Annotated in this window: 12 protein-coding genes; 7 read left to right on the top strand and 5 right to left on the bottom strand. The window is 36.2% G+C overall.

All coding sequences use genetic code 11. The features are described from left to right. Positions 1-220 precede the first annotated feature (220 nt). On the top strand, positions 221-2,029 hold the full coding sequence (gene pepF / locus HMPREF3031_RS02890) for an oligoendopeptidase F (protein ID WP_002481953.1): 1,809 nt from the start codon (positions 221-223) through the stop codon (positions 2,027-2,029). A 343-nt stretch (positions 2,030-2,372) separates the two neighbouring features. Here the strand turns inward: pepF and HMPREF3031_RS02885 are convergent, their stop codons facing one another. From HMPREF3031_RS02885 to HMPREF3031_RS02865, 5 genes are all read right to left on the bottom strand, one after another. Next, positions 2,373-2,702: a hypothetical protein gene (locus HMPREF3031_RS02885; RefSeq protein WP_002481954.1), complete on the bottom strand. Its 330-nt coding sequence runs from the start codon at positions 2,700-2,702 to the stop codon at positions 2,373-2,375. 17 nt (positions 2,703-2,719) lie between these two features. Then, positions 2,720-3,886: a C47 family peptidase gene (locus HMPREF3031_RS02880; protein ID WP_002481955.1), complete on the bottom strand. Its 1,167-nt coding sequence runs from the start codon at positions 3,884-3,886 to the stop codon at positions 2,720-2,722. Between the two features lie 237 nt (positions 3,887-4,123). Beyond that, the gene (gene yjbH, locus HMPREF3031_RS02875; protein WP_002480400.1) at positions 4,124-4,909 is read right to left on the bottom strand and encodes a protease adaptor protein YjbH; all 786 of its coding nucleotides are present in this window, start codon (positions 4,907-4,909) and stop codon (positions 4,124-4,126) included. A gap of 15 nt (positions 4,910-4,924) precedes the next feature. Next, a complete protein-coding gene (locus tag HMPREF3031_RS02870; RefSeq protein ID WP_002480401.1) occupies positions 4,925-5,296 on the bottom strand; it encodes a truncated hemoglobin YjbI in 372 nt (123 codons plus the stop codon). A gap of 102 nt (positions 5,297-5,398) precedes the next feature. Further along, positions 5,399-5,971, bottom strand: a complete 573-nt coding sequence (locus tag HMPREF3031_RS02865) for a CYTH domain-containing protein (RefSeq protein ID WP_002480402.1) — start codon at positions 5,969-5,971, stop codon at positions 5,399-5,401. A gap of 154 nt (positions 5,972-6,125) precedes the next feature. Here HMPREF3031_RS02865 and HMPREF3031_RS02860 point away from each other — a divergent pair, with 154 nt between their 5' ends. From HMPREF3031_RS02860 to HMPREF3031_RS02835, 6 genes are read left to right on the top strand one after another with little or no spacing between them, the layout of a single operon-like run. Next, complete coding sequence (locus tag HMPREF3031_RS02860; protein ID WP_002480403.1) at positions 6,126-6,473, top strand: UPF0738 family protein; 348 nt, start codon at positions 6,126-6,128, stop codon at positions 6,471-6,473. A gap of 16 nt (positions 6,474-6,489) precedes the next feature. After that, positions 6,490-7,125 carry a GTP diphosphokinase gene (locus HMPREF3031_RS02855; RefSeq protein ID WP_002480404.1) on the top strand — a complete coding sequence of 212 codons (636 nt, stop codon included), beginning with the start codon at positions 6,490-6,492 and terminating at the stop codon, positions 7,123-7,125. An 8-nt stretch (positions 7,126-7,133) separates the two neighbouring features. After that, positions 7,134-7,943, top strand: a complete 810-nt coding sequence (locus HMPREF3031_RS02850) for an NAD kinase (protein WP_002480405.1) — start codon at positions 7,134-7,136, stop codon at positions 7,941-7,943. Then, on the top strand, positions 7,940-8,818 hold the full coding sequence (locus tag HMPREF3031_RS02845) for an RluA family pseudouridine synthase (protein ID WP_002480406.1): 879 nt from the start codon (positions 7,940-7,942) through the stop codon (positions 8,816-8,818). The genes HMPREF3031_RS02850 and HMPREF3031_RS02845 overlap by 4 nt, the downstream gene beginning before the upstream one ends. A gap of 20 nt (positions 8,819-8,838) precedes the next feature. Continuing rightward, positions 8,839-10,221: a magnesium transporter gene (mgtE, locus tag HMPREF3031_RS02840; RefSeq protein ID WP_002480407.1), complete on the top strand. Its 1,383-nt coding sequence runs from the start codon at positions 8,839-8,841 to the stop codon at positions 10,219-10,221. A 10-nt stretch (positions 10,222-10,231) separates the two neighbouring features. Continuing rightward, positions 10,232-12,094, top strand: a complete 1,863-nt coding sequence (locus HMPREF3031_RS02835; RefSeq protein WP_002480408.1) for a monovalent cation:proton antiporter family protein — start codon at positions 10,232-10,234, stop codon at positions 12,092-12,094. Positions 12,095-12,146 lie beyond the last annotated feature (52 nt).

Here is a 12,146-nt window from a genome sequence, read left to right as displayed (position 1 = left end):
TTCAAGTTATAACGGTAGTTTGTCTACGGTCTGGCCTGTCCTTGTTGGACAGGTTTTTTCTATTTCCTGGGAAATGGAATGACAACATTGAGGTGTAGAAGTTTTGTTTTGAATTTGTATTGTTTCTTCTATACAAGTTAATAGAGGTAATGACGTGCAAAATAAACGAAATAATGAGAAAATCTATGTATTGACATTAGCATAAGAGGAGGCTTTTTTTATGAGTCAACAATTAACAAGAGAACAACAAGAACAAAAATATCCTGAGTATACTTGGGATCTAACAACAATCTTTGAAAGCGATGAAGCATTTGAAGCAGCGTTTAAAGAAGTAGAAGGCTATTTAGGTGCTGAAGAGAAATTCAAAGGGCACTTAGGGGACAGCGCTGAAACGCTATATGAAGCATTAGCTTTAGAAGATAAAATTGAAACTGAACTTGAAAAGGTCTATGTCTATGCACACTTAAAACAAGACCAAGATACAGGCAACGATAAATATACTGGCTATGAAGCTCGCGCGCATCAACTTGCGATTAAATTAAGCTCAAGTTGGAGTTTCTTAGTACCTGAAATCTTACAAATTGATGAAAAGACAATTCAAAAATTCATCGATGAAAATAAAGACTTAGAACGTTATGCCTTTGATTTAAAATTAATCAATGAAGAACGTCCGCATGTCTTAAGTGCAGATAAAGAAAAATTATTAACAGAAGCGCAAGATGCTTTATCAACACCATCTAACGTATATGGTATGTTCAGTAACGCAGATTTAGAATTTGAAGATGCGGTAGATAAAGATGGTAATAAACACTCATTAACTCAAGGTACGTTTATTAAATATTTAGAATCTGATGATCGTGAACTTCGTCGTTCAGCATTCAGAAACTTATATAAAGCTTATGGTGCTTACAACAATACTTTAGCAGCGACATTAACAGGTGAAGTGAAAAAACATGTGTTCAATGCGCGTACACACAATTATAAAACTGCTCGTGAAAAAGCTTTAAGCAACAACCATATTCCTGAAGCAGTTTATGATAACTTAGTTAAAACAGTACACAAATATCTGCCATTATTACATCGTTACACTCAATTACGTAAAGATGTTTTAGGTTTAGAAGATATGAAAATGTATGACCTCTACACACCATTAGTGAAAGATATCAAATTTGAAATGCCTTATGATGAAGCTGTGGAATGGATGTTAAAAGCTTTAGAACCAATGGGTGATGAATATTTAGATGTCGTTAAAGAAGGTTTAAATAATCGTTGGGTCGATGTGTATGAAAACAAAGGTAAACGCTCAGGCGGTTATTCTTCAGGTGCACATTTAACAAACCCATTCATCTTATTAAACTGGTCAGATACAGTCTCAGACTTATTTACATTGATTCATGAGTTTGGTCACTCAACGCATAGCTACTTCAGCAGAAAATTCCAACCATCTAATCATAGTGATTACTCAATCTTCGTCGCAGAAGTTGCTTCTACAACAAACGAAGCATTGTTGAGTGATTATATGGAGAAAAATTTAGATGATGAGCGCAGATTGCTCTTATTAAACCAAGAATTAGAACGTTTCCGTGCGACATTATTCCGTCAAACAATGTTTGCAGAGTTTGAGCATAAAATTCACCAAATTGAAGAAGCAGGGGAACCACTAACTGCAAATCGCATGAATGAAGAATATGCGAAATTAAATCGCGAATACTTCGGTGATATTGTAGAAACTGATGAAGATATCAGTAAAGAATGGTCACGTATTCCGCACTTCTATATGAATTATTATGTTTATCAATATGCGACAGGTTACAGTGCAGCACAAAGTTTAAGTTATCAAATCTTAAATGAAGGTAAACCTGCAGTAGATCGTTATATCAATGAATTCTTGAAAAAAGGAAGCTCTAATTATCCGATTGAAATCTTAAAAAATGCAGGTGTAGATATGACAACACCAGAACCAATCGAACAAGCATGTAAAATGTTTGAACAAAAATTAGATGAATTTGAAAAACTAATTAAAGCGTAAAGTTTGTGAAATCGTTTACAATATGACAAGTTTGTGACAAAAACGTTTTCATGGGTTAAGCGCCTTGAAATAGGGTTTGGCACGTGGTATATTATGACCATGAAATTAATCACATAACAAACATACCCCTTTGTTTGAAGTGAAAAATTTCTCCCATCCCCTTTGTTTAGCGCCGTGTATTCAGACACGGCGTTTTTTTTATGCTTAAATTTAATAAAGTGAATTTTAAAGTTTTATAGATACATATAGAAAAGCGCCGGCAGCCATGGTAGGGGTTACCATGAAACTGCCGGCGCCTTGTTTATTGCGCGATAGGTGTAGAGAGATGTATTTTAGATAAGGATTAACCTTTTTCTAAAATGTAAGGCTGAGAACTGCCCATACGATCAGCATTGATCACTTGATAGCTGACGTGTTGTAAATCTTTTTTCTTTAAACAAATGACAAAATCTGAGTCAGATGTCGGCGTTAAGGCGATTTCGTCATCTGTTGTACTGATAGATTTAATTTCATAAACATCTTCTAAAGTGCTTGGGATTGAATAAAGTATACGTATATCTAAAGAGAGGGTATCGTCTTGACTTAGCCACTCTCCTTGGAAATGATTTAACAGCGTTTCTTCTGAATCAGATAACGAGTTGAGATATTTCACATTAATACTAGTTGTTTCCATATTAGCTATCCGTCCTTTTAGAAACCAACAACAGAACCGTACCAGTGGTAATGGTCACCATTAGACACAGGAATCACGTTACTGTCTGCTGGTTGTAATGAATAATCACGATCCCAAGGATTCCAGAATACAATGACTTGTTGGTTATCTGCAGTAACTGCGTTACCTACAACTGCCATTGCATGACCAGCATGCATACCTTGAGTCGCTTCAATTTGTTTTCCTAGTATTGCTATACCCTTATTGTCCTTAGTATATTGGTCTACCATATTAAAACTTGGCATTCCATTATAATAAGATGTATTTTTACCTTGAGCACGGCCGTATTGAATCATTTCATCTGCAGTCAAACCAGTGAATTGGAATGCTTGACCAGATAGTCCAGGGTGGATTTGATGCATAACATCTTGTGCTCTATATTGGCTTGTGTTTTTAGTAGCGTTTAATAATGCAGCCATTGTATAACCTGCACACCAGCCATTGTTGCCTTGTTGTTCACGAATTTGGAAGTTAGGTAGTAAGTTGACATATTTAGTCGCAACACTGCTGTGTGTAGCTTCTGTTTGTGTCGCATTAACGGTTTGTTTTAATTCTAAATTCGGAACTGCAGGTGTTGACGGTTTTGTTTTATCATCTGGTAATTTTGTTTGCATGACTAGATCTAAACGTTTGTCATGTTCAATGTAGTAACCGTCTTTATTTGTGAATATTGTAATAGGGGTATTGTTTTGGCGATATTGATTTAATTCGTCAGAGATGAATTTTGAAATACGCACACTATAGTTGGCATTATTTTTATTTGCGTGTACGTCATTTTCACTCTTAGGCGTTACAGTGAGGATATACTTAATTGTGTCGCCTTGCATAACAGGGTAGTAGAAGTTGCCATCCTCTTGGCCATTGAATTTGTAGATTTTAAAGGAGTGACCGAGTTTGAATTCTCCGTTATTACCGGAACGATCAATTTGAGAAAGGGCTTGTGCATAACTTGAGAAGTGTTGTTTCGCTTCTTGTTTTGCTTGACCCGGAACATCGGTGTTATCAACTTTAATTTTAAGTGAATCGGATGAAGCATTTGCGGTAGTTGTTTGTTGTGTGACGTATGACAATGCACCGCTGATGACCATGATGGCTGCAAGCAGCAACATGGAAGCAGTTTTGAAAAATGTTTTTGCTATATTCAATTGCTATTCCTCCATTCAATAAAATTGATTTGTGAAATATCTCATTTTTAATATAACATAAAAGAATTTAAAAAATAGGGTAGTTTTTAAGTATTTGATATTACTATCGGTTTCTAGTTTGTGATAAGAATAATTGATAATTTTATTAAATGAAAACAATTGAATATGATTGGGTTGTGCGGGTTTAAATAAAATAAAAAAACACTTGTCGCAATGACAAGTGTTCCACTCGAGCTATTATTTAGCTTTCCAGAATTCTCCTTCTGGACTGCTTAATTTTTCAATTTTTTGTTGTAAAGCTAGTTTTTTCAATTCTTTTTGCAGCAATTTTTTCGGCCATTCATAGATTGTTAGTAACTCTTCTAGTGTAACGAATTGCTGTTCTTGAATATACGTTTCAAGTTTAGGCGGTAATTCCTTTTCTATAGGTGTGCCCATTAATTCATTAATGATATAAGTATAAATGTGGTAAGGATATAAGCCTTCGACTTTTAAACCTTCTTCGGTTACATCTTCATTGAAAAAGACAAGAGAAGGTGCATGATCGACTTCCATTTCTCTCGCAATATGCAAGTCGACTTTCAGACTTTCAGTGAGCTTTCCACTCTTTAAATCTTCTTTGAATACGTCATAATCCAAACCTGCATTCTTCGCAGACGCTTCAATCATATTTTCAGTGATAATATCACGTTTCGGTATAATTTCATTCTGCATTAAATGAATAAAACGTTCTGCACGTGCACGCCCTTGAAGTTCAGCAGCTTTATATGCCAATGCGATATTATCGTTTTCAGAACTACTTTGAGCTTGGCACTTCGTCAGTATGCGTAAGGATGGGTTTAATATATGACGAATACGGATATATTGTTTATATTCAACTCTTAATTTAGATAGTATTGCGGATAGTTTAAAACAATCTTCATCAAACGGATCGAAGAAAGAATAAATTTCTATCTTGCTCACAGGTGAAAGGTTCATTTCATCTTGTCTATGATTACATATTAACTTTAACTCTTCAGACATCTCATTCACCTACAATTAATTTTCAGAATTAACCATATGATTTGCGGTCAATCGCAATCTTTCATATAGGTATTCATCAACACCCGCAGGTAGCTCTGCATGTTGAATCGCTTTATTCATATTTTCTAACCAAGCATCTCGTTCAAAGGTTGTTATGCGAAAATCCATATGTCTCATTTTTAACATCGGATGGCCATGTTCTTCAGTATAAAGTGCTGGGCCTCCTAGAAACTGCGTTAAAAATTGTTTTTGTTTTCGACTGGTTTCCGCGAAATCACCAGGGAAGAGGTGGTTGATTCTTTCATCTTGTTCAACAAGAGAATAAAAGTAATCTATCATGTGATATAGACGTTCTTGGCCTATTACTTCGTAAGGTGTCAAAGCCATTTTCTCACCCTGTTTCTTTAATATATATCTAATATAACATGAATTTTTACAATTAAAAGTAATACGACTTTTGACTGAGTGCTACCGAATTGTGCTTAATGATTATTTGTTTTTTACTTCAAAAAAGCGAGCGACTTTATTTTTAGGAATATACGATTGAATATTGAAATCTTGTAAGATTTCTTGAAACTTCTTCAAACCTTCTTCGGGTTGTTCCACTTCAAATTCAAGCTCGAAATCCTCAGTACCAAGGTATTCGCTATGATCTAGTACAAGGAGACCTTCATCAATCTCTGTCTCCATGCGGTGGGTCGTTAATGCCCCTAATACATAAAGTTGTGTAACATCTATACCTGTTTCTTGTAAGACAGAATGAATTGGATCTGGCAGTTTGTCAGGTGTAAGATGCATGTCTTGTTTTGGCACGACTTCAGTCATGTGATTATATTCAGTTAAACCTACTTTAGCAGGTACTTTTAATGTCATTTCATACGTGTCATCAATTTCACGAATTCTGAGTGCCATCAAGTGTTCAGCTAAAGCGAAATCCGGTGTATCAATATAATGATTTTTTTGCATAAAGGGTTTTAATGTATTAAAATATCTATTTCTTAATGCTTCGTATTGATTATGAGTCAGTAGTTGCTTATATTCGATTTCTTGATTAATAGTCATCAGTTCACCTCTGTGACTATATATTATGGACGATTTGAAAACTATTTGAAAGTATTTCAATTTATAGGCTTCGTGATACAAAGCATTTAGGTTGTGTAATGAGTGATGTACATATGTTAAAATAAGTAGGAATAACACAAGGAGGATTTAGGTTATGCGTATTTATGTGAACGAAATAAAAGTGAAAGATGATGGCATTTATTGCTATACAGATAAATCGACAGAAGGGTTGACTGAAGCAGGGCAAATGCTCGTTGATAGTGACAATTACGGGTTTGCTCATATCCTTGATGATGGACAATCCTATTCCTATCTTATCTTTGTGCAAGAGACTTGGTCTATGCTTCATGAAAATAAGGGGAAAGCAATTTATGTAAATGACGATTTAAAATTAGAACAATTTGACCAAGAGTTAGATTATATCTTAAGTAATATCAAAGGGAACTCAAACTATGGTAAGGATTTTGTGGCGGAAGTCGAAAAAACGTTTGAGTTAGAGTGAAGCGGAGTGAATCGCAATGAATCAATGGGATCGATTTTTAGCACCTTATAGACAAGCAGTTGAAGAACTTAAAGTAAAATTAAGAGGTTTGCGTAAAATTTATGATTTAGAAGCCGATGCGTCGCCAATCGAATTTGTAACCGGACGTGTGAAGCCGTTAACAAGTATTATTGAAAAAGCGACTGAGCGCGATATATCATTTGATCATCTGCATGAAGAAATGTATGACATCGCTGGTTTACGTATTATGTGCCAGTTTGTGGATGATATACCCGTTGTCGTTAATCTGCTTAGACAACGCAGAGACTTTAAAGTTGTTGAAGAAAGAGATTATATCAACAATACAAAAGAAAGCGGCTACCGTTCATATCATGTGATTATTCAGTATCCGATTGAAACGTTGGATGGGCAACGTTCGATATTAGCTGAAATTCAAATCAGAACGCTAGCGATGAATTTTTGGGCGACTATTGAGCATACTTTACGTTATAAATACGATGGAGACTATCCTCCTGAAATTCAAAAACGCTTAGAAAATGCGGCAGAAGCTGCCTTTTCACTAGATGAAGAGATGTCTGAGATCAAAGACGAAATACAAGAAGCACAACGTTACTATTCTAAAAAACGTGCGAAAAAACATAATCAAGAGTGAGGTGCTTTATGCGTTATTATATCGTGTCTAAAGGGGACCACAAATCAAACAGCATCAAAGAAAATATGGAAGCACAAATGGAAGCGAACAATATGATTAAAGATGCCGACGAACCTGAAATTGTTATTTCTGTCGGCGGGGATGGAACTTTATTAGAAGCCTTCCATCAATATTGTCATCGTGTGAATGAAACTGCATTTGTCGGTGTACATACAGGGCATTTAGGATTTTATGCAGATTGGCTGCCGCATGAAGTAGATAAGTTAATAGAAGAAATTGCAGATGGAGATTACGAAGTCATTCAGTATCCTTTAATCGATATTATTGTGAACTACAACGATGACAAAGAACCTTCACATCATATCGCACTGAATGAAGCAACGATGAAAACTGAAGATAATACAACACTTGTAGCAGATGTTAATTTACGTGGACAACACTTTGAAAGATTTAGAGGAGACGGTTTATGTATTTCCACTCCTTCAGGATCAACTGCCTACAACAAAGCACTTGGCGGTGCTCTGATTCATCCTTCGTTGCGCGCAATTCAATTGACTGAAATTGCATCCATCAATAACCGCGTGTTCCGTACAGTCGGTTCACCGATTGTTATGCCAGAACATCATTATTGTCTGATTACACCAGTCGATCAACGCGTGATTATGACATCTATCGACCACGTTACAACGAAACATCACAATGTAGAAAGTATTGAATATCGTGTAGCTAAACAGCGTGTACGATTTGCACGTTTCAGACCATTTCCATTCTGGAAACGCGTCCACGATTCATTTATTTCTGACGGCAGAGACGAATGAAATTTCAATATGACATTGAAACACCGGTTTTATTAAAGACTTTTTTACAAGAACAATTTTATTCAAAGAAAATGATAAGTGCCATTAAACAAAATGGCGCTTTACTTGTAAATAAGCAACCTGTAACTGTGCGAAAACAAATGACAGAAGGCGATACGTTAGAAGTTGTGCTGCCTGAGGAGAGACCAAGTCAGAATTTAATCTATTATCATGCACCGTTAGATGTTTTATATGAAGATGATTATTATTTAGCCGTTTCAAAACCTGCACATCAAAATTGTGCGCCGTCTAGAGAACATCCGCATGAAAGTTTGATTGAACAAGTTTTGGCATATTTAAACCCAGATAGTAGTCAAACGGTTATCGTGCCGCATATTGTGACACGACTAGACCGTAATACACAGGGTATCGTATTGTTTTCTAAGCATGGACATTTTCATCACAGAATGTCTGACGTAAAAATGGAGAAAATATATCAATGCATTTGTTTTGGATTATTATCTGGAGAAGGCGATATTATTGCGCCAATCGCACGAAAATCTGACAGTATTATTGAACGTCAGGTCAATGAAACAGGCAAGTATGCGAAAACCAGTTACCAAACCCTTTCAGCGTGTGACCGTTTTACATTAAGCCGCGTGCAGCTGCATACTGGACGAACCCATCAAATTCGTGTGCATTTTCAGTATATAGACCATCCACTTGTCGGAGACAGTTTATACGGTGGCACACACCCATCCATACAAGGACAAGCGCTTGTATGTACGGATTTAAAGTTTATCCACCCTGTGACACATAAATCGGTGGTTTTAAAGGATAGCGTAAGGCAAAAAGCACTTGAGGACCTTTTTCAACAGCTTTGTAGAGAGAGTTAAGAAGTAAGGAGGAGGCCAAATTGGCAAAAGAAGATGATAAATTTGTAGATGAGCCAGAAGTCTATAACAAAGATTTATTAGATCAGCTCTTAATAGATAATGATATTGATGCATTTAGAGAAGAATTCTTATCCATGCATACGTATGAACAAAGTGAGTTCTTCGAAGATAGTGATGATGAAATCAGACAGAAAATGTATCATCTCTTATCACCGAAAGAAGTCGCGAGTTTCTTCGACCAACTCGAGTTAGATGATGACGAGTACGATGAACTCTTTGAACAAATGAAAGCAAGTTATGCGGCACATATTTTAGAAGACATGTCTTATGACAACGCCGTAGATATTATGAGTCATTTGACTAAAAGTAAAGTCGCTACTTTATTAGCGTTAATGGATCAGCAAGATGCGAAAGAAATCAAAGCCTTGCTGCATTATGAAGAAGATACTGCCGGCGGTATCATGACGACGGAGTATATTTCTTTAAAGACAACTACACCTGTTAAAGAAGCATTGATGCTGGTTAAAGAACAAGCACCTGATGCTGAGACGATTTACGTTATCTTTGCAGTAGATGATGATAAACATCTCGTAGGTGTCTTATCTCTGCGTGATTTGATTGTCGCAGAAAACGATGCTTATATTGAAGATATTATGAGTAATCGTGTGGTCAGTGTCAACGTGGCAGATGACCAAGAAGATGTTGCGCAAAGAATGCGTGACTATGACTTTATCGCAATGCCGGTTGTAGATTATCAAGACCATTTACTGGGTATAATCACAATCGATGATATCGTCGATGTTATCGATGAAGAGGCATTAGAAGACTACTCTGGTTTAGCCGGTGTCTCTGATATTGATTCAACAGACGATTCAATTTTTAAAACAGCTAAAAAACGTCTGCCTTGGTTGCTCATTTTGACGTTTTTAGGTATGATAACTGCAACTATATTAGGGTCATTCGAAGAAACATTAGAAAAAGTCGCATTACTTGCGGCCTTTATTCCGATTATCAGCGGGATGTCAGGTAACTCAGGGACACAGTCCCTAGCGGTGTCTGTACGTAATATCACGACTGGCGAGATTGAAAATCAAAGCAAGTTCAAAGTGACGCTTAAAGAAGCGGGTTCTGGCTTTGTCTCTGGTTTAGTCTGTGCAACCGTACTCTTTACCATTATTGTAATTTTATATGGTACACCGTTATTAGCACTGATTGTAGGTGGCAGTTTAACGATTGCGATGACAGTCGGTACAATGATGGGTTCAATCATTCCATTGATAATGACGAAACTGAAAATCGACCCTGCTGTAGCTAGTGGTCCATTTATCACAACAATCAACGATATTATCAGTATGTTAATTTACTTCGGATTAGCTACATCATTTATGTCATATCTCACATAAGGAGGGACACATGGAATTTGTATCACTCGTCATTGTTGTCATGGCTGCGTTTTTAACGCCGATTATTGTCAACAGACTTAATATCAATTTTCTACCTGTCGTTGTGGCGGAAATTTTAATGGGATTAATCATCGGACAATCCGGTTTCCATTTAGTCGAACGCGACAACATCTTGAATATTTTATCAACACTAGGTTTTATTTTCTTAATGTTTTTAAGCGGTTTGGAAATTGATTTCAATGCGTTCAAAAGCGATAAAAATGAGCCTGAAAAAGCTAAAAATAAAAACAAGAAGAAAGCACCGGGTCATTTACAATTATCATTATTTGTATTCTCACTGATTATGATTGTTTCAATCATTTTAGCGTATGCATTTAAATGGTTTGGCTTGATTGATGATGTCTTATTAATGGTCATCATCATTTCTACAATTTCATTAGGTGTGGTAGTACCAACACTTAAAGAAATGAATATCATGCGCACAACCATCGGACAGTTTATCTTGTTAACGGCTGTATTAGCTGACTTAGTTACGATGATTTTATTAACCGTATATGGTGCAATTAACGCTAAAGGCGGCGGTACATTATGGTTGATTTCGATTTTAATTGTCTTTACCATTATTTTCTATTTCCTTGGCGGGATTTTCAAAAAAGCACAATTCCTTCAAAAATTGATGGATGGGACAACACAAATCGGTATTCGTGCAGTTTTTGCGTTGATCATCTTATTAGTGGCATTAGCAGAAGGTGTAGGTGCTGAGAATATCTTAGGTGCCTTCTTAGCAGGTGTAATTGTATCACTGCTTGGTCCTGACGAAGATATGGTAGAAAAACTGGACTCATTTGGTTATGGTTTCTTTATCCCGATCTTCTTCATTATGGTCGGTGTGGATTTAAATATCCCTTCACTGATTAAAGAACCATCAATTTTAATCATTATTCCAGTGCTGATCATCGCATTCTTAGTATCTAAGATTATTCCTGTATATGCGATAAGACCTTGGTTTGATCAAAAAACCACATTGTCTTCTGCCTTTTTACTGACATCTACGTTATCGTTAGTAATCGCAGCAGCTAAAATCGCTGAACAACTTCATACGATTACACCAGAAATCTCTGGGATCTTAATCCTGAGTGCTGTCATTACGTGTGTATTTGTTCCGATTGTCTTTAAAAAGACATTCCCAATGCCGACAGAAGCGACACGTCGTATTAACGTCAGTCTGATTGGTAAGAACCAATTAACGATTCCGATAGCGCAGAACTTGATGTCTGATTTATACGCGATTACGTTATATTATCGTAAAGATTTAAGTGATAAGCGTAATTTATCAAATGATATTACTACTGTTGAAATTGCAGATTATGATGAAGCGATACTTGAAAAGCTTGGACTCTTTGATAGTGATATTATAGTGTGTTCAACCAACGAAGATGAATTAAACTATAAAGTCGCACAAATGGCTAAAGAACACGGAGTAAACCGTGTCATCTGCCGCTTTGAAGAGGGCGGAGAAACTGAAGCTGAATTACGTCAATCAGGTGTTGAAATCTTCAGTAGTTTCTTAAGTAATAAGATTTTGCTGACAGGTTTAATTGAAACACCGAACATGTTGAACTTATTAAGCAACGTTGAAACATCATTATATGAAATTAAAATGCTTAACTATAAATTCGACAACATTCAATTACGTAACTTCCCATTCGACGGCGATATTATCTTCGTACGTATTGTACGTGATAATGAATCGATTGTACCGCATGGTGATACGATGTTACGTTACGGTGACCGCTTGATTGTGACAGGTTCGAAAGAATATGTAGATGAATTGAAACGTGATTTAGAATATTATTCACTCGGTTCAATTTAAACTTAAAACGAAAGTCTAATGAGATGTTAGGCTTTCGTTTTTTATTTCTACG

Origin of the sequence: Staphylococcus sp. HMSC072B07 (genome assembly GCF_001815505.1) — a bacterium.
Taxonomy (GTDB): domain Bacteria; phylum Bacillota; class Bacilli; order Staphylococcales; family Staphylococcaceae; genus Staphylococcus; species Staphylococcus simulans.
The sequence above is the reverse complement of the archived record's forward strand: the minus strand, read 5'-3'. Positions and strand labels throughout refer to the sequence as shown.